Source organism: Parapedobacter lycopersici, from assembly GCF_040395035.1.
Classification (GTDB): Bacteria; Bacteroidota; Bacteroidia; order Sphingobacteriales; family Sphingobacteriaceae; genus Parapedobacter; species Parapedobacter lycopersici_A.
The window spans coordinates 1-17,247 of the sequence record NZ_JBEBRB010000055.1; the positions used below are offsets into that span (position 1 = coordinate 1).

Annotated in this window: 19 protein-coding genes; 16 read left to right on the forward strand and 3 right to left on the reverse strand. The window is 51.9% G+C overall.

The window, feature by feature from the left end; all coding sequences use genetic code 11:
* Positions 1-231 precede the first annotated feature (231 nt).
* Positions 232-834 carry a trimeric intracellular cation channel family protein gene (locus ABWO75_RS10565; RefSeq protein ID WP_353185318.1) on the forward strand — a complete coding sequence of 201 codons (603 nt, stop codon included), beginning with the start codon at positions 232-234 and terminating at the stop codon, positions 832-834.
* Between the two features lies 1 nt (position 835).
* Here the strand turns inward: ABWO75_RS10565 and def are convergent, their stop codons facing one another.
* Positions 836-1,405 carry a peptide deformylase gene (def, locus tag ABWO75_RS10570; protein ID WP_257659018.1) on the reverse strand — a complete coding sequence of 190 codons (570 nt, stop codon included), beginning with the start codon at positions 1,403-1,405 and terminating at the stop codon, positions 836-838.
* 102 nt (positions 1,406-1,507) lie between these two features.
* Between def and xseA the strand changes: the two genes are divergently transcribed.
* Both xseA and xseB read left to right on the forward strand, forming a co-directional pair.
* Complete coding sequence (xseA, locus tag ABWO75_RS10575; RefSeq protein ID WP_353185321.1) at positions 1,508-2,836, forward strand: exodeoxyribonuclease VII large subunit; 1,329 nt, start codon at positions 1,508-1,510, stop codon at positions 2,834-2,836.
* A 3-nt stretch (positions 2,837-2,839) separates the two neighbouring features.
* Positions 2,840-3,079 (forward strand): exodeoxyribonuclease VII small subunit, encoded by a 240-nt coding sequence (gene xseB, locus ABWO75_RS10580; RefSeq protein WP_257659020.1) that lies wholly within the window; start codon positions 2,840-2,842, stop codon positions 3,077-3,079.
* A gap of 4 nt (positions 3,080-3,083) precedes the next feature.
* Here xseB and ABWO75_RS10585 read toward each other — a convergent pair whose 3' ends face one another.
* Complete coding sequence (locus ABWO75_RS10585; RefSeq protein ID WP_353185323.1) at positions 3,084-4,331, reverse strand: dicarboxylate/amino acid:cation symporter; 1,248 nt, start codon at positions 4,329-4,331, stop codon at positions 3,084-3,086.
* 184 nt (positions 4,332-4,515) lie between these two features.
* Here ABWO75_RS10585 and ABWO75_RS10590 point away from each other — a divergent pair, with 184 nt between their 5' ends.
* Genes ABWO75_RS10590 through ABWO75_RS10625 form a run of 8 tightly spaced genes read left to right on the forward strand, consistent with a single transcriptional unit; the run spans position 4,516 to position 10,791 of the window.
* A complete protein-coding gene (locus ABWO75_RS10590; RefSeq protein ID WP_353185325.1) occupies positions 4,516-5,259 on the forward strand; it encodes a DeoR/GlpR family DNA-binding transcription regulator in 744 nt (247 codons plus the stop codon).
* A gap of 14 nt (positions 5,260-5,273) precedes the next feature.
* Positions 5,274-6,614 carry a flippase gene (locus ABWO75_RS10595; protein WP_353185327.1) on the forward strand — a complete coding sequence of 447 codons (1,341 nt, stop codon included), beginning with the start codon at positions 5,274-5,276 and terminating at the stop codon, positions 6,612-6,614.
* A 17-nt stretch (positions 6,615-6,631) separates the two neighbouring features.
* The gene (locus ABWO75_RS10600) at positions 6,632-7,576 is read left to right on the forward strand and encodes a polysaccharide pyruvyl transferase family protein (RefSeq protein WP_353185329.1); all 945 of its coding nucleotides are present in this window, start codon (positions 6,632-6,634) and stop codon (positions 7,574-7,576) included.
* 16 nt (positions 7,577-7,592) lie between these two features.
* Complete coding sequence (locus tag ABWO75_RS10605; RefSeq protein ID WP_353185331.1) at positions 7,593-8,360, forward strand: class I SAM-dependent methyltransferase; 768 nt, start codon at positions 7,593-7,595, stop codon at positions 8,358-8,360.
* Positions 8,347-9,105 (forward strand): glycosyltransferase family 2 protein, encoded by a 759-nt coding sequence (locus ABWO75_RS10610; protein WP_353185333.1) that lies wholly within the window; start codon positions 8,347-8,349, stop codon positions 9,103-9,105. The genes ABWO75_RS10605 and ABWO75_RS10610 overlap by 14 nt, the downstream gene beginning before the upstream one ends.
* Positions 9,106-9,115: 10 nt before the next feature.
* Positions 9,116-9,364: a DUF3820 family protein gene (locus tag ABWO75_RS10615; RefSeq protein ID WP_353185335.1), complete on the forward strand. Its 249-nt coding sequence runs from the start codon at positions 9,116-9,118 to the stop codon at positions 9,362-9,364.
* Positions 9,365-9,386: 22 nt separating this feature from the next.
* Positions 9,387-9,995: a hypothetical protein gene (locus tag ABWO75_RS10620; RefSeq protein WP_353185337.1), complete on the forward strand. Its 609-nt coding sequence runs from the start codon at positions 9,387-9,389 to the stop codon at positions 9,993-9,995.
* A gap of 31 nt (positions 9,996-10,026) precedes the next feature.
* Positions 10,027-10,791, forward strand: coding sequence for a ThuA domain-containing protein (locus ABWO75_RS10625; protein WP_353185339.1), 765 nt, complete (start codon positions 10,027-10,029; stop codon positions 10,789-10,791).
* A gap of 3 nt (positions 10,792-10,794) precedes the next feature.
* On the opposite strand, the gene ABWO75_RS10630 is transcribed toward ABWO75_RS10625, so the two are convergent.
* Positions 10,795-11,628: a ThuA domain-containing protein gene (locus ABWO75_RS10630; RefSeq protein ID WP_353185341.1), complete on the reverse strand. Its 834-nt coding sequence runs from the start codon at positions 11,626-11,628 to the stop codon at positions 10,795-10,797.
* Between the two features lie 228 nt (positions 11,629-11,856).
* On the opposite strand from ABWO75_RS10630, the gene ABWO75_RS10635 reads away from it, so the two are divergent.
* The 5 genes from ABWO75_RS10635 to atpD all read left to right on the forward strand — a co-directional run.
* A complete protein-coding gene (locus tag ABWO75_RS10635; RefSeq protein WP_353185343.1) occupies positions 11,857-12,606 on the forward strand; it encodes a 3-keto-disaccharide hydrolase in 750 nt (249 codons plus the stop codon).
* Positions 12,607-12,727: 121 nt separating this feature from the next.
* Complete coding sequence (locus ABWO75_RS10640) at positions 12,728-14,002, forward strand: OmpA family protein (protein WP_353185345.1); 1,275 nt, start codon at positions 12,728-12,730, stop codon at positions 14,000-14,002.
* A gap of 78 nt (positions 14,003-14,080) precedes the next feature.
* Positions 14,081-14,875 (forward strand): helix-turn-helix domain-containing protein, encoded by a 795-nt coding sequence (locus ABWO75_RS10645; protein ID WP_353185347.1) that lies wholly within the window; start codon positions 14,081-14,083, stop codon positions 14,873-14,875.
* Between the two features lie 170 nt (positions 14,876-15,045).
* A complete protein-coding gene (locus ABWO75_RS10650) occupies positions 15,046-15,654 on the forward strand; it encodes a hypothetical protein (protein ID WP_353185349.1) in 609 nt (202 codons plus the stop codon).
* Positions 15,655-15,794: 140 nt separating this feature from the next.
* Positions 15,795-17,247, forward strand: a 1,453-nt coding sequence (atpD, locus tag ABWO75_RS10655) for a F0F1 ATP synthase subunit beta (protein WP_353185351.1), incomplete at its 3' end; no start/stop codon positions are given.

Genomic DNA, 17,247 nt, shown 5'->3' on the forward strand with positions numbered 1-17,247 from the left:
GTTCGCCATGCGTCCGCATTGCGTCCACCGTGAGTCCACGTTGAGTCCACCTTTTCCCGAATAAACATGGAATTACCCCGGGCGCAATGCGGATGCACCGTGCTGCTACGCCGACGCTATATATACGGATAGCCAAACCATAACCAAATCGGTGCCCGCACAGAACCTACAGTCCTGCGGTTGCTATACCCATCAATTTTTGTACTTTTATGCCAAATAGCTTATACCCCCTTGGAATTACTTTATTATATCGACTTACTCGGCACCGCGGTCTTTGCCATCTCGGGTGCGATGGCCGCCATGCGGCATAACATCGATATCTTCGGGTCTGCGTTTACCGGTTTCGTTACGGCGATAGGCGGGGGCAGCCTCCGTGACATCTTTCTGAACCTGCGCCCGGTATGGGTGGATGACGGCAACTACCTGCTGGCAATCCTGGCCGGGGTCATCGTTGCCATCTGTTGCACCAAGACACTGTATCAACTGGCCCGCACGCTTTCGTTGTTTGACGCCCTCGGCATTGGCTTCTTTACCATTGTAGGGGTTCAGAAATCGCTGGATTATGAAAGTAGCGCAATCGCGTCCGTTGTTTTGGGTTTGTTTTCGGCTGTAATGGGCGGCGTGATCCGCGACACCTTAATGAATGAGACCCCCCTGATTTTCAGGAAGGAGATCTATGCAACAGCCTGCTTAACAGGCGCCATTCTATTTGCCGTACTCCGATATGCCGGTGTAAGCTATAACCTCAATGCCGCGCTCTGTGTTACCGTTATCGTGGTGATCCGGCTGGTTTCGGTAAAATACAGGCTCTCCCTGCCTATTGTGGGCGGGTAGCCTAACGTTTCCGCCTGGGCGAGGGGAATTTCATCTTATAATCAACCCCTACCTGTCCTTTCGTAATGGCATCAAGCTTGCTTTTCAGCATGGCTTTCCGAAGCGGGCTCAGCTTATCAGTAAACAGTTTGCCTTCAATATGGTCGTATTCATGCTGGATAATCCGTGCAGCCAGCCCACTGAAGTTCTCTTCATGGGCCTCCCAGTTTTCATCGAAATAACGTACCCGGATATCCGGGTACCGGCTCACGTCTTCATGTATTTCGGGAATGCTCAGGCAACCCTCGTTGAACAGCCACTTGGTTCCGCTTTCCTCCAGGATTTCGGGATTGATAAATACTTTCCTGAACGTTTCAAGTGCAGGCTCATCCTCCGCATAAGGACTTGCATCCACAACAAACAGCCGGATGGACAGGCCGACCTGCGGGGCGGCAAGCCCCACGCCACGGGCGGCGTACATGGATTCAAACATGTTGGCGATTAAGCCCTGTAAATCCGGATAGTCTGCATCAATATCCACTCCCTTTCGTTTTAAAACAGGGTCTCCGTATGCGATTATAGGTAATTTCATTTTTTAAAATATTGTCCGGCTATTGCCGTGCAAAGATAACCATTTCCGATCATATCCCGGACAGTTACCTCATCGGATACACAAAAATCCTTATCTTTGGTCATGCCTGAGAAACTCCCCGACAAGACCGTTTTTTCATTGGCCGAAGTGGCACGGAGCATTCAGCGGACGCTCGCCGAACGCTACAAACGTGCCTACTGGATCAAGGCCGAAATGAACAAACTCAACCACTATTCCCATTCGGGGCATTGCTACCCCGAGCTCGTGGAAAAAAAAGATGGCCAGGTAGTGGCGGAAATGCGGTCAATTCTCTGGAAAGGCGACTATCAACGGATCAACCAGCGCTTTTTGGAAATTGCACGGGAGCCCCTTAAAGACGGCATTACCATCTTAATCCACGCAACCATTACGTATGATCCGCTGCATGGACTGGGTCTGCGCATCCTGGATATTGATCCCGCCTACTCACTGGGTGAACTGGAACGCGAAAAAATGGCCAGCATCAGCCGGCTGAAGCAGGAGGGGATTTTTGCCGCCAACAAACAGCGGCCCTTCCCGCTGGTGCCCAAACGCCTTGCGGTTATATCCGTGGAAACGAGCAAGGGGTATGCGGATTTCCTCAACATCATTAACGGCAACCCCTGGGGATACCGCCTGGAGCATACGCTCTTCCCGGCGTTGCTTCAGGGCGACAGGTCGATCGCGTCCCTAATCGGCCAGCTGCGGAATATTGCCAGTCAGCCCAATAGATTCGACGTGGTGACCATCATCCGCGGCGGCGGCGGCGATGTAGGGCTGTCAAGCTATAATCATTACCTCCTGGCCTCGGCCATCGCCACATTTCCGATACCGGTACTTACCGGAATCGGGCATTCTACAAACGAAACCGTCAGCGAAATGGTGGCCTACCGGAATGCCATTACCCCGAGCGAGCTTGCCGATTTCCTGATCCAGCAGTTTCATCGTTTTGCCACCCCGGTGATGCAGGCGCAGCAGGTCATTGCCAACCGCTCGTCGCAGCTGCTGGCCGACCACCGGCACGGACTGGGCAACGTAGCCCGCTATTTCCGGATGAGCAGCTTGCACCTGATCCAGCATCAGCACCGGGCACTTGGGTATATCGCCGACCAATTGCAGAAAACTGCCTCGGGGTACCTGACGCTTCAGCACCGGGAACTGCAGCTGGTCCACCCGGCACTGGCAGCAGGTAGCCGCAGTACGCTGAAAGACCACCTCGCACAGGTGTCGGTTGCGGAAAAAACGGTACAGCTCCTTGATCCACAGCAGGTACTGAACCGCGGGTATAGCATCACCCGGGTCAACGGGCGGGCACTTAAAACTACCGACAGCATCAATAGCGGGGATACCGTTGAAACCGTGCTGGCGTCGGGAAAATTCACCAGCACCATTGATAAAATTCAAACCGATTGATTAATGAAAGAACAATATACGTATACGGACGCATTTGAGGAGCTCCAGTCCATTGTGGCGGAGATTGAGCAGGGGGCTATCTCGGTGGATGAATTAGCGGAGAAAGTAAAGCGGGCTTCGCAGCTGATCCAGGTGTGCAAGGTAAAACTGAATGCCACGGAAGAGGAGGTTAACCAAGTGTTAGCCGGCCTGACGGCAACAGAAACGGCGGAGCCGGACAGTGAAGCGGAGGAAGAGGCCTAGCCGTTCAGCGCAGGGTTTTGTGCAGCTGCTCCATATCCAGTTCGCCTTCCCATCGGGCCACCACGATTGTGGCAGCGGTATTGCCGATGATGTTAGTCAGCGCACGGGCTTCACTCATAAAACGGTCGATCCCAAACACCAGCGCCACGGACGCCACGGGCATATGGCCCACGATGGGCAGCGTGGCCGCGAGAATGATGAAACCACTGCCCGTCACACCCGCCGCGCCATTGGAGGTGATGGTCAGCACGAACAGCAAAAACAGCTGCTGGCCAAGGTCCATTGGCATGTCCTGTGCCTGGGCCAGGAATATAGCGGCCATGGTCAGGTAGATGGCTGTACCATCGAGATTAAATGAATATCCGGTCGGAATTACCAGGCCGACAACGGGGCGGGAACAGCCCAGCCGTTCCAGCTTGCCCATAATAGCGGGCAGTACCGATTCGGAAGACGAGGTACCCAGCACAACCAGCAGTTCTTCCCGGATGTAGCGCAGTAATTTGAAGATGCTGATGCCATAATAGCCCAGTGCCAGTCCGAGCGCCAGAAAAATATAAAGCAGGCAGGTAATATAAAAAGCCAGCATGAGCATGCCCAGCGAAGAAAGCGCTTCCACTCCGTATTTGCCGATAGTAAATCCCATGGCCCCCATCGCGCCGATCGGTGCCACCCGCATAATCATTTTAATAACCGCAAACAGGCCGTCTAAAAAGGATTGCATTACGCGGATTACGGGTTCTGCACGGCTCTGGATCTGGGACAGTCCAAAGCCAAACAGTACCGCAAAGAACAGAACCTGAAGCAGGTCCCCGGAAGAAAGCGCATCAAACACATTTTCAGGTATGATGTCGAGCAGGAACTCCGTAACTCCTTTCTGTGTTTTGCTACTGTCAATATACGAAGCAACATCAGTCGTATCCAGCGTATTTGGATCCACGTGCATGTCTGCACCCGGCTTCATCAGGTTAATCACAGCCACACCCAAAAACATGGCAACGAATGTGGACGCCTGGAAATAGATTAAGGACTTCGCCCCCACCTTCCCGATTTTCTTGACGTCTTCCATGCCCGCAATGCCGAGCACCACGCTGCAAAAGATCAGCGGGGCAATGACCATTTTAATCAGCTTGATGAAGCCATCGCCCAGCGGTTTCAGCGCAATGCCGACCGTGGGATAAAAATGGCCGATCAGCACGCCGATCAGGATGGCCAAAAGCACCTGGAAATAAAGCAGGCTGAAAATTCTTTTCATCGGGATAATAATACCAAAATTATTACTTATTCCACCGAACCCTCCGGTTTTATTTTTAGTCGCATGGTCCGGCGGTTTTAGCAAAAAGCGCGGATTGGATGGGGGTAAAACAGAAATTTATGCCTTATCAGGCGGATTAAATTCAGATTCTTTATCTTTACCCGACTAAAACTAACCGTCGGCCATGCTAAAGGAAGAACGTCAGGCTTTTATTATCCATCAGATTAATTTACATAACAAGGTACTGTCGTCGGACCTCAGCGCACAGCTGAACGTATCGGAGGATACCGTCCGCCGGGACCTGAACGAACTGGCCGAAAACGGCAAGGTATTGAAAGTATATGGCGGGGCATTGTCCAAATCCTTCCAATACCCTTTCCGTGAAAACCACGTATATGCACGGGATGCCAAAAAGCAGCTTGCCGGCAAGGCGCTGAAGCTGATCCAGAACGGGATGACGGTCCTCGCCGGGGGTGGCACGACCATGCTGGAGCTGGCCCGCAGCGTTCCGGAAAACCTGGAATGTACGTTTTTTACCATCAGTCCGCTGGTGGCACTGGAAATGGCGGAACGAACGAAGGCTGAAGTGATCTTAATCGGCGGGCAGCTATCCCGGAGCACCAATATCTGCATTGGCGCACAGGTAATCAATCAGCTGTCCGAAATACGGGCAGACCTGTGTTTACTCGGTGCGAACAGCCTGGCCATCGAAGAGGGAGTAACCGACTCGGACTGGGAGGTGGTACAGGTAAAAAAAGCCATGCTCCGCAGCGCCAATAAAACAGCAATTCTCAGCATTGCCGAGAAACTCAATTCGGTTCAGAAAATGAAGGTATGCAGCCTGAATGCCATCGCTTACCTGATTACGGATTTAGATCCGGAACACCGTAGTCTGGCCAAATTCAGCCAGCTTGTGGATGTGATTTAACCAGACCGTATCCGATGAAAATCCCTTCATTGCCCGGGTTTGACCAACAAGCATTTACGAAGTACTTCGCAAATACCGGCTGGCTGATTATTGCCCGCGCCGGTTCGCTTTTCATTAAAATGGTCATCACGGCAGTGGCTATCCCCAATTACCTGGGCAACAGCTTAAATGGGGTGCTCAACTATCCGCTGGTACTGGTGACGTTCTTTATGGCGGCATGTACGCTGGGCATGGACAGCTTCGTAACGCGGCAGTTGCTGCAGCAGCCCCAGCAGCAGCACGTGATACTGGGCACCGCTTTCCGGCTGCGCCTGATCAGCGGCGTGGTGGCCCTTCCGTTGATTTACCTCACGTATTTCCTGATTGGCTATTATGCCGCGGAGGCTCCGGCAGCACCTTTTGAGTACATTGCTATTGTATCGTTGGTATGCGTGGCTCAATCGGTCAATGTAATCGACAGTTATTTCCAGGCAACCGTGCAGGGGAAATACATTATGTATGTGCAGGTTGGCGCCAACCTGCTGTCCGCGGCCGTAAAGCTGCTGCTTATCTTGCTACAGGCGCCCATCAGCGCATTTGTATGGATGTTGTTGGCAGACACCGTTTTCCTGGCCATGGGTTATGTATACCTGTATGGCCGTCGGGGGAATAGTGTCCTGCGCTGGACATTCAACCGGGCAATGGCCGCTCACCTGCTCCGTTATGCCTGGCCATTGGCTTTCTCAGCGGTATTCATTAGTTTATATATGAAAATCGACCAGTTGATGCTCGATGCGTACCTGGGGGAAGCAGCGCTTGGCGTATACTCTACCGTGGTGAGCCTCAGTGAAGGCTGGTACTTTATTCCCATGGCTATTGTAACGGCGCTTTTTCCGGCCATCATGCACGCACGTCGCGATGACCCGCTCCGTTACCGGAAACGGCTGCAGCACCTGTACGAACTGATGGTGGTGATGAGCGTGTCCATTGCCATCGTGATGACGTTTGCGTCACCGTTCATTTACCGTGTTTTTTACCGCCCCGAATACGCTTCCGGTGCCGCGGCGCTGGTTGTTCATGTATGGGCCGGTATATTTGTGTTCCTGAATGTGGCCAGCGGACAATACCTGATCGCGGAGGGGTATACGATGATCTCCCTGTGGCGCGCACTGAGTGGTGCGTTGGTCAATATCGGCCTGAATAGCTGGTTCATTCCCAAATATGGCATGATTGGTGCTGCATACGCCACGTTGATTGCCTATGCAACAACGGCATTATTCGTTATTTTTGTTCCCAGAACGCGGAAACAGGGATGGATGATGCTCAAGGCACTTTTTTTCATCCCGCTTATTGGCCGGCTGGCCAAAAGGCGATAGCGAATACATTCGGATTTATGCCAAAAATTATTTTTGACACCTCCATAGGCACGACCAACCTCGGCGACCATATTATTATGGATGCAGTTGACCGGATTGCAGATGCGCTTTTTGTTGACGACTTCGTCATCAATATGCCAACCCATGTGGCCATTCATCCCAAAGACTTGCCCCGGCTCCGGCATTATGATACTGCTATTGTGGGAGGCACCAACCTATTGAAAAACAATACGCTTTATAAAAGCCAATGGAAAGTCGGGCTTAAGGACCTCAGCGTATTGCGCCATAAAGTGGTGCTGCTCGGAGTCGGCTGGTGGCAATACCAGGATAAACCGGTATCCGCCTATTCACGGATGATGTACCGGGCCCTTTTTTCAAAAAAATACCTGCACGCCGTGCGCGACAATTATACGCTGCAGAAGCTGCATGAAATCGGCATAAAAAACGTGGTGAACACGGGCTGCCCCACCGTATGGGAGCTGGATGAACCGCATTGCTCGCAGATTAACCCCAAAAAGCGCGACACGGTAGTGACCACCATCACCGATTACATGCGTGACCCGGAAAAGGACGGGAAAATGCTGGAAATCCTTAAAAAGCATTATCAGCGGGTGTTTGTCTGGATACAGGGTTCAAAAGACCGGGCGTACATTGAAAGCCTCGCAACGGACATCCAGTATATTCCGCCCAAGCTTGCGGCCTTTGACGCGTTTCTTGAGCGCGAAGCCTGCGAATACATCGGCACGCGGTTACATGCCGGTATCCGGGCGCTGCAGAAAAAACGGAAAGCGATTATCATCGGTATCGATAACAGGGCACTGGAAATGCGCAACGACATCGGGCTCCCCGTGCTTGAACGGCAGCGCGTGGAATCCCTCGAAGAACGCATCCACGAAGAAATGGCTGTCCGGCTGTATTTAGATACGCAACGCATTGAACAATGGAAAGCACAGTTTGGTTAACAAATCCCCAACGGAATTGCTGAAGATTTTAAAGGCATATTATAATAAATCCCGTTTTCAGCCGACCTTTTTCGGGCTGCTGTTCAATCCTTTTTTTATTATCCGGAGGGGACTTTACCGCAATATAGCGGACCTGAGCGGGTCCATGCGGGGACGCATGCTTGATTTCGGCTGCGGCAGCAAGCCATACCGGGAACTGTTCCAGGTAGATGAATACATCGGAACCGACATTGAGGTCAGCGGGCACGACCATGCCAACGAAGATATTGATGTATATTATGACGGCAAGCACCTCCCCTTTGCCGATGCTTCATTCGACAGTATTTTTTCCAGCGAGGTGTTTGAACATATATTTAATCTTCCGCAGATCCTGGATGAATTATACCGGGTGCTTAAGCCGGGCGGCCACCTGCTGGTTACCGTCCCGTTTGTATGGGATGAACATGAAATTCCTTACGATTTTGCCCGGTACACCTCGTTTGGCCTGACGCACATCTTACGTGAAAAAGGCCTGGAGCTGGTTTCCGCAAAAAAGACAACCAATTACGTGGCTACCCTTTTCCAGATGTGGAATGCCTATGTTTATCAGCATATTTTCCCGGGGAATAAAATTATCCGGATTGCACTAACGCCGATTTTCATTATGCCGGTAACCGTACTGGGGCTATTTATTTCGTGGATATTACCCGCGAATTACCATTTTTTCCATAACAACGTAATGGTCGTGCGCAAGCCGGCCGCCGGTATACCCGTTAACGTCGACAAGTCGCATGAATCCGCCTAAACTAACCGTTATTACGATCGTATATAATAATGTGCAGGATATCGAGCGCACCATCCGCTCGGTCATCCAGCAGACCTATCCGGATATCGAATACATTGTGGTCGACGGGGGTTCCACGGACGGCACGGTGGATGTTATCCAACGGCATACCAACCGGATCAGCCGGTGGGTCAGCGAACCCGATGGAGGCATATACGATGCCATGAACAAGGGATTAGGCATGGCGACAGGCGATTACGTACTTTTCATGAATTCGGGCGACGAGCTTTATGACCATCATACGGTGGAGCAGGTGTTCGCCGCTGCGCCGGGTGCCGCCATTTATTACGGCGAGACCGAAATGTACGATGCCAATTGGGAAAGCCTTGGACTGCGACGGCACGGCATTCCCGAACAATTTACCTGGCGGAGTTTCCGGTACGGGATGAACATCAGTCACCAGGCAATCTACGTCAGGCGCTCGATTACCGAACCTTATGATTTACGCTACCGGCTAAGCTCGGATATCGACTGGATTATCCGGGCGGCAAAAAAAGTGCAACCGGGCGAAATCGTAAATACCCGACGGCTGGTGGCTAAATACCTGGTTGGCGGAATGTCCAAAAAACGGCATTGGCAAAGCCTTTGGGAACGGTTTCTTATTTTCACCAAGCATTACGGCCTGTTGCCCAACTTATTTAATCACGTCGTGATTGCCGTAAACCTGGCGTGGTATTACCTGAAGCACGGCAAGACAAATGATTAACCGCAACAAGATGACACCTAATTCCGATGCTCCCCTGGCCCCCGAAGCGCTGTTTGAGGCGCTGGTAACCACCCCGATGCCCTTTGGCAAATATAAGGGCACGCTGATCTGCAACCTGCCGGAGACCTATTTGCTGTGGTTCCGCCAGCAGGGGTTCCCCAAGGGGAAGTTAGGCATGCTCCTGGCCACCTGTTACGAGATTAAACTGAATGGGCTGGAACACCTGCTGGTGCCGTTCAGAAACAAAATGCGCCGCTGACTGTTTAATCAAAAAAAAGAAAATGACCTATCAGATTAGTTTCCGTTACCTGTTGCTCTGCACCGCCGGGCTTATTTACAGTGCCTGCGGACCGAAGGGACAGCAGCAGAACCCTTCGGCAACAGACTCCACGGCCGTAACCGCCGCCGCACCACTTACCGACAAAGCGTTGATCATTCCGGGCGAGTCGGTCGGACCGATCCACCTGAACGATGCTGATAGTACACTGCTCGACCAGCTGGGTGAGCCGGACTACAGCGACGCGGCCATGGGCAAGGCCGTATTGGCGTGGTATACCACCGGCGATAGCCCGGCCTATCCCGTATCCATATTTACGGCTCGCGACATGGGAAATGATGAAACGGCACGCATACAGCAGATCCGGATTACCTCGCCTTATTATACCACGTCGGAAGGCATCTGTGCCAGTTCGTCGTTGGCACAGATTTCCGCGGAGTACAGCACAGAACAGGTCGAAGCGTATGAGAAGGACGGCCAGCAATATGCGGTACTCGATACCAAACAGGGCATCGCCTTTGAGGTAAGCCCCAATGACAGCTGCGTGGCGATTATCGTTTATCAGCCGGGAGCGGGCACCTCGTCCTACCTGCCGCTCCGGGCATTGGAGTAACGGAAAGTCGCTTATACAACCTAAAACAAAGATGAAAAAATACATGCTCTTATGCTGGTGCCTGGGTATTTGGGCCATACATGCCCAGCCGGCAGCCCCCCGGTTCAAGGCGCTTGTCTTATATGAGAACGGTGGCCACCACATTGCCTACTCCCAGGCAGCGCGGGGCTGGCTCGACAGCCTGGCCGCTGCGGAGCATTTCACCCTGGACTACCTGCAAAATACGGATCGGATAGATGATGCACTCCTGGCGGATTACCAGCTGTTTATCCAACTGGACTACCCACCCTACGCCTGGACAAAAAAGGCGGAGGCGGCGTTTATTAATTACATTACGTCGGGCAGGGGCGGTTGGGTCGGTTTCCACCACGCCACGTTACTGGGTGAATTCGATGGTTATCCGATGTGGCAATGGTTCCATCATTTTATGGGTGGGATCCGCTTTACGGATTATATTGCTACGTTTGCCAGCGCAACGGTAACTGTCGAACAGCCGGCCCATCCGGTTATGCAGGGGGTTGCAGCCACTTTCGGAGTGAAGCAGGAAGAGTGGTATACGTATGACCGGAGTCCGAGGTCCAACGTCGATGTACTGGCAACGGTGGATGAGTCTACCTACAGGCCCGATTCAAAAATTAAGATGGGCGACCACCCGGTAGTATGGAGCAATCCGGATTATGCCGCACGGAATGTTTACATTTTTATGGGTCATTCCCCAAGTTTATTCCACAATGAAAATTATAAAAAGTTGGTTGCCAATGCAATTGCATGGGCGGCTGCCAAAACAGACCGGTAACGATTAATGGGCCCGCTCCGCCTTTCCCAGCCATAGCAGCGCATCGATGACCAGCTGGTTCTGCGCATCGTTCGCAAAGGTGAACGACAGCGTTTTATTGGTTCCCTGCTCATAGTCGATGTCATTATGGCCCATGTTAACGTATAGCATGCGGTAATTTTTGTTGGTCCATACCACCGGGTAATAACCTTCATGCCATATCTCATGGGGCTTCGGCCCCGTTCCCAACGGGAAACTTTGGGGGTCTATGGATAGCAGGATTTCAATGTCCGGATTAGCCGTCAGGTCATTTTCCCAGCGGTACCATTCGTTGGGTGCCGACCGGAATGTAGCAGGCAGGTTTGCCGTGGCAGGGTGTCTGTTGTTTTCCACGCGCAGAACGGCCGATGTGGGACGCCATGTATTGCTCTTGTAACTTCCCGAACCCAAAAACGTGTTGTGGTACCAATCCCAGTTCTGCGGATAGGCCGACGGCGTGAGTGCGAATCCGGCAAAATGGAAACCAATGAACCCTCCGCCGTGTTCGACGTATTCCTGAAAGGCCTGCCGCTGTAAAGGATCTTCCGGCCGGGTGTCCAGAAAAAGCACGACCTGGTAATCCGCCAGGAATTCGGCATTCAGCAATTCCCAGTTGGATGTGGAATCGTAGGTAAAATGGTATGTTTCGGCCATTTTCGGAAACCAGTTATTGGCCTCGTGTACAAAACTGATGTGCGCGCGGTCGTTTTTTGCCGTGTAAAAGGCAATCACCTTAAACGCGGGTTTCTGCTGGGCGGCGACCGGGGCGCAGAAGGCACCCAACAACACCCATAATAGCATTCGTCTGATTGATTTCATCGGGAAACGTTAAGCGATAACTTCGGTGAAAATACACAATATTTCCACCATATAAAAGCGGCCGGGGGATGCCCTTGGGGTTGCCTCAACCATGTGCGGTTGCAGTGGGGCACACCGCCGTTGCAGCGGCGGATTTGAGGATGCAAACGTGCCTAAAAACCCTCCGTTGTCAGCGGAAAACATGCCAGTCATTTGCAAAAACAGACAAATAAAGGTAATATTATCGCCATGAAAACATTCGCACGGATCACGAAAAGGATGGCTTTACCGGTGCTGGCCATCGGGAGCCTGTTATGGATTACCTGCTCCGGCACAGCAGAGCGCCCAAATACACTCACCTCCCAGGAAGCGGAGGAAGGCTGGACATTGCTTTTCGATGGCCATTCGACTGCGGGGTGGCATATTTTTAATCAGGGCAAAGTCCCTTCCGCCTGGCGGGCAGTCAATGGCGAGCTATGGTGTGATCCGCAGGTAACGGATGCCGTACACGGGGATCTGGTGACTGACAGCACATACACCGACTTTGAGCTGGTATTTGACTGGAAGATTGCCAAGGGCGGGAACAGCGGGGTCTTTATTAATGTACAGGAAGGGCCGGCGTACGGGACGGCCTACGCCACCGGACCGGAAATGCAGCTGTTGGATAACGAATATGCAGAAGAACGGCACCGCAGCAATCCGTCGCACCTTGCCGGAAGTGTTTACGATGTGGTGGGCGATGCTGAACAATCCAAACCGGTTCCTTTTGGGCAGTGGAATCACTCGCGCATCCGCCAGAAAGATGGCAAAGTAACCTTCTGGCTGAATGGGCAGGTTACGGCCGAAGTCCAGTTGGGCAGTGAAGCGTGGACCGGCCTTGTGGCAACCGGCAACCTGGGTAATTTTCCCGAATTCGGCAAGGCGAAACAGGGACGGATTGCCCTGCAGGACCACACCGACGAAGTATTTTTCCGGAACATGAAAATAAAGCGGCTTTAACTTTTCCTCCACCGTCTCTACTGAGCACAAGAATTTTGTCCTTTTTTTCCTAAAGTCATTGCTGCCCGGCCGGCTATATTTACCCGATAACATCGAATGAGGGTAATATAAATAATCGGTTATGCGAAGGATCATATGGTTGATGCTGGCGCTGACTTTGCTCAGCACCAATGCCGGCGCTCAAATATTGAAAAAGCTGGGCAGGAGAATCGAAAACAAGGTAAAACAGCGTATTGAGCGCAAAGCCGACGAGGCGATTGACCGGGGGCTGGATGAGGTGGAAGACGCCGCTGAAGGAAGAACCGGACAAAAAAAAGAGGAAGACGAGACCACAAATGTGTCTACGGCCGATAGCCAGGCTCCTGACTCGGCCGGCAACGGCGATCCCATGGTTTACGCGAAGTTTGACTTTATTCCCGGTAACGCCGTGTTGTTTTATGACGACTTCTCGGCCGATGCCATGGGCGACTTCCCTTCAAAATGGAATACAAACGGCGGGGGTGAAGTGGTAGCACTCGGCGAGGAACACGTCCGGTTTCTCCAGCTGAAAGGTGGCTCACTGTACCTGCCCACCTCGGGCCCGCTACCCGACGCGTATACGATTGAATTCGACCTGAAAACGACAGGACTGAGCAGGGAGATCAGCTCCGCCAGCTTTTTAGATATTATGCTGGATGAAAGTTCGTCTTTTCAGTCCGGTAGCAAACGGGTTTTCGCATCGTTGAGCCTTTGCCAGTACATCAGTAACGGCCTGCCCATCGGCAGCTACGGAGGGTCGGCGGGAACCATCAAGAATACAATCGATGAAGATTACCGCGCGGCCATTGCCGGGGGACCGCATATTGCCATTGCCGTAAATAAAAGCAGGTTCAGGTTGTGGCTCAATGCCCGAAAAATGGTGGATGTCCCCACGCTGGTCCCGCCGGGCACGGCCCACCTCAAATTACGGCTCCGGGGGTTTGACACGGACTATAAACAAATGGGTGTGTTTATAGGTAATGTAAAAATAGCCGCGGGCGGAATCGACCTGCGCAGTGAACTGCTGGCCAAGGGCCGATGGTCCACATCGGGGATCCGCTTTGAAGTCAATTCGGCCCGGGTGCGGCCTGAGTCGTATGGTGTACTGAAAGCGGTTGCCGAAGTGCTGAAAGCCAACCCGGATATCAACGTAGCCATCGTAGGTCACACCGATAGCGACGGTGCGGACGACCTGAACCAACAATTGTCAGAACAGCGGGCAGCGGCGGTGAAACAGGTGCTGATCAATACCTACGGGATTACAGCCGAACGGATGGAGACCACGGGACGGGGCGAATCGGAGCCCGTGGCAGACAACAGTAACGGCGAGGGGAAAGCACAGAACAGAAGGGTTGAGTTCATAAAACAATCGTCATGAAATTTGGATAATACGTTAACTTTGAATAACTTGCATCGTGAACCAATTGTAGGACTATCGTGATTCCTACCACGGATTATGATCTACCGCATTTTCAACCCCTGCCCGCAGCTGTGTGACATTGTCGATATGTATTGGTATACCAAGCTTGTGCTTAACGAGTCGGTACAGCAGGATTACCCCACTCCCGTCATGCAAGGGCTGACCTTTAACTTCTCAAAACTGGCGGAACACCATAGCGATGGCAGCAAAACCGTTACCTTATATAAGGAAGCCTACCTGTTCGGACAGCCGGTTTATCCCCGGGTTGTCCAGACGCACACCAGTGGGATTGATATCCTTGGCGTAAAATTCAAACCGCTTGGCATCGCCAGGGTCACCGGAATCAACATGGAGCAGCTTGCCGACCGGATCATTGCAGCCGAGGACATCTGGGGAGCAGCAGTAGGGTCGCTCTGTGACGAGATGCAGGCCGCGGGCGACACGGAACATGCAATTGCCGTGCTGGAACGATTTCTGATCAGGCAGTCGGTAAAGACCAGCCTCCACTACCGGGTAGACAATGTGGATGCCGCGTTGTCGCTGCTGGAATGCCATGCCGGTGCCATTTCCGTCAAAGACCTGGAGGACCGCACAAATACGTCGCGGAAAACGCTGGAGCGCGCTTTTTTAACGTATTTGGGGATGGGTCCAAAACTGTATTCGCGCATTGTCCGTTTTAATACCGCCATGCAGGCGCTGCAACAGGGGCGGCATACGGACATCGGCAGGCTTGGACTGGAATTAGGCTATTACGATGCATCCCATTTTTCCTCCGAGTTTAAACGCTTTGCAGGCAAGTCACCTACGTATTTCATCAAAAATCCCGAATAATTGAATATTTTTAAGCTTTTGCTTTCATACATGCAATAAATCCCGTAAAATCGTGTTTTAATTTACGAGCGTTACCTTTGCAAAAGGAGCGCCCAAATATGCCTATTAACCGGATTAATTGCATTTACCATTTGAATTCACCTAAATTTGCATCAATCAAATACAAAAACATGAGAAGCTTTTCTTTCCTGATTTCACTTTTTGCGATTTTATGGACCGCACAGGCCTTTGGTCAGCCCGCCGGAAGATCATCCTCGGGAAGCTCATTGAGCAGCGGGACCATTGACAGCCAGTTTGTGCACCTCGTCGCAATTTCACGAAGCCAGGATGGATTTGAAATCGTCCGGCGGGCAAACCTGGAGCTGATCCGTAGGAACGTGGCCGATTCATTGAATGCATACCGCAGGCAAATCGGCGAAATTTCCGCGTCCATTGGCCAGGAAAAGGCCGTAATGACCGCATTGTCCGATTCACTTTCGTTGGTAAAAGGCGAATTACAGGCCACGCTGGAGAGCCGCGACAGTTTCTCGTTTTTAGGCATATCGATGAGCAAGACGACTTACAGCCTGCTGGTATGGGGCATTGTGCTGGTATTGGCCATCGCCCTGATCTTTTACATCTACCGGTTTAACCAGGGTCATGTGGTTACTCGTGACGCACAGAAGGCATTCGACGACCTCCAGACCGAGTTCGATCAGCACCGCAAAAAGGCGATGGAAAAAGAGCAGAAACTTAAGCGGCAGCTGCAGGACGAAATCAACCGAAAATCAGGCGGATAACCCACAATGAAGCCCCACTGAACAATTCTTAAAATTATATTTGCTTTTAATTGTATTAAGCGTATTTTTGCAGTCCGAAACTAAGGCCCGTATTGTGCCTTATAACAGTGGTTTATAAAAAATTTTAGTTCCCTTAAGATATGTCCAATATTGGAAAAATAGCCCAGATCATCGGCCCCGTAGTCGATGTAAGTTTCTCGGAAAACGCCAAACTCCCCAAAATTTTTGACGCACTGGTCATCGAAAAAGAAAACGGACAACAGATCGTTTTAGAAGTTCAGCAGCACTTGGGCGAAGAGCGCGTGCGTACCATCGCTATGGACGCAACAGAAGGCCTCGTCCGCGGCATGAAAGTGGTTGACACAGGCGCTCCGATCAAAATGCCTGTCGGTGATTCAATCAAAGGCCGCGTTTTCAACGTGGTGGGCGATGCAATTGACGGTATTCCGGAACTCGACAAATCCAACGGACGCAGCATCCACAATACCCCCCCTAAATTCGAAGACCTTTCTACGGAAACAGAGGTGCTTTTCACTGGTATCAAAGTGATCGACCTGCTGGAGCCTTACGCAAAAGGCGGTAAAATCGGACTGTTCGGCGGTGCGGGTGTAGGCAAAACGGTATTGATCCAGGAATTGATCAACAATATTGCGAAGGCCTATTCAGGCTTATCGGTGTTCGCCGGTGTAGGAGAACGTACCCGTGAAGGAAATGACCTGCTCCGCGAAATGCTGGAATCAGGCATTATCCGGTACGGTGAGGAATTTATGGAAGGCATGGAAAAGGGTGAATGGCCGCTGGACAAAGTGAAGGAAGAAGAACTGAAGGAGTCCAAAGCGACCTTTGTGTTCGGACAGATGAACGAGCCCCCGGGCGCACGTGCCCGTGTAGCACTCTCCGGCCTTACCATTGCGGAATATTTCCGCGACGGCGACAACGAAGGCACCGGACGCGACATTCTGTTCTTCATTGACAATATCTTCCGCTTTACCCAAGCCGGTTCGGAAGTGTCCGCGCTACTGGGCCGTATGCCTTCGGCGGTAGGTTATCAGCCAACGCTGGCCACGGAAATGGGCCTGATGCAGGAACGGATTACCTCTACCAAACGGGGCTCCATCACCTCTGTTCAGGCAGTTTATGTGCCTGCGGATGACTTGACTGACCCTGCTCCGGCAACGACATTTGCCCACCTGGACGCAACAACAGTACTTTCACGTAAAATTGCTGAGCTGGGTATTTATCCGGCCGTGGATCCACTGGATTCTACATCGCGCATTCTGAGCCCTGCGGTATTGGGCGACGAGCATTATAATACGGCGCAACGTGTGAAGGAAATTCTTCAACGTTACAAGGAATTGCAGGATATTATCGCCATTCTTGGTATGGACGAACTTTCAGAAGAAGACAAATTGGTTGTACAACGGGCACGCCGGGTGCAGCGCTTCCTCTCCCAGCCTTTCCACGTAGCCGAGCAGTTTACAGGTCTCAAAGGCGTACTGGTCGACATTAAAGATACAATCAAAGGCTTCAACATGATCATTGATGGTGAAGTGGATGAATATCCGGAAGCAGCCTTCAACTTGGTTGGTACCA

Excerpts from the sequence above, each read along its gene's own strand:
- def (WP_257659018.1), bottom strand. The coding sequence starts at position 1,405 with ATGAAATTACCTATAATCGCATACGGAGACCCTGTTTTAAAACGAAAG.
- ABWO75_RS10635 (WP_353185343.1), top strand. The coding sequence starts at position 11,857 with ATGAAAACATTCGCACGGATCACGAAAAGGATGGCTTTACCGGTGCTG.
- ABWO75_RS10625 (WP_353185339.1), top strand. The coding sequence starts at position 10,027 with ATGAAAAAATACATGCTCTTATGCTGGTGCCTGGGTATTTGGGCCATA.
- ABWO75_RS10610 (WP_353185333.1), top strand. The coding sequence starts at position 8,347 with ATGAATCCGCCTAAACTAACCGTTATTACGATCGTATATAATAATGTG.
- ABWO75_RS10630 (WP_353185341.1), bottom strand. The coding sequence starts at position 11,628 with ATGAAATCAATCAGACGAATGCTATTATGGGTGTTGTTGGGTGCCTTC.
- ABWO75_RS10645 (WP_353185347.1), top strand. The coding sequence starts at position 14,081 with ATGATCTACCGCATTTTCAACCCCTGCCCGCAGCTGTGTGACATTGTC.
- ABWO75_RS10640 (WP_353185345.1), top strand. The coding sequence starts at position 12,728 with ATGCGAAGGATCATATGGTTGATGCTGGCGCTGACTTTGCTCAGCACC.
- ABWO75_RS10650 (WP_353185349.1), top strand. The coding sequence starts at position 15,046 with ATGAGAAGCTTTTCTTTCCTGATTTCACTTTTTGCGATTTTATGGACC.
- ABWO75_RS10600 (WP_353185329.1), top strand. The coding sequence starts at position 6,632 with ATGCCAAAAATTATTTTTGACACCTCCATAGGCACGACCAACCTCGGC.
- xseA (WP_353185321.1), top strand. The coding sequence starts at position 1,508 with ATGCCTGAGAAACTCCCCGACAAGACCGTTTTTTCATTGGCCGAAGTG.
- ABWO75_RS10595 (WP_353185327.1), top strand. The coding sequence starts at position 5,274 with ATGAAAATCCCTTCATTGCCCGGGTTTGACCAACAAGCATTTACGAAG.
- ABWO75_RS10590 (WP_353185325.1), top strand. The coding sequence starts at position 4,516 with ATGCTAAAGGAAGAACGTCAGGCTTTTATTATCCATCAGATTAATTTA.
- xseB (WP_257659020.1), top strand. The coding sequence starts at position 2,840 with ATGAAAGAACAATATACGTATACGGACGCATTTGAGGAGCTCCAGTCC.
- ABWO75_RS10615 (WP_353185335.1), top strand. The coding sequence starts at position 9,116 with ATGACACCTAATTCCGATGCTCCCCTGGCCCCCGAAGCGCTGTTTGAG.
- ABWO75_RS10585 (WP_353185323.1), bottom strand. The coding sequence starts at position 4,331 with ATGAAAAGAATTTTCAGCCTGCTTTATTTCCAGGTGCTTTTGGCCATC.
- ABWO75_RS10620 (WP_353185337.1), top strand. The coding sequence starts at position 9,387 with ATGACCTATCAGATTAGTTTCCGTTACCTGTTGCTCTGCACCGCCGGG.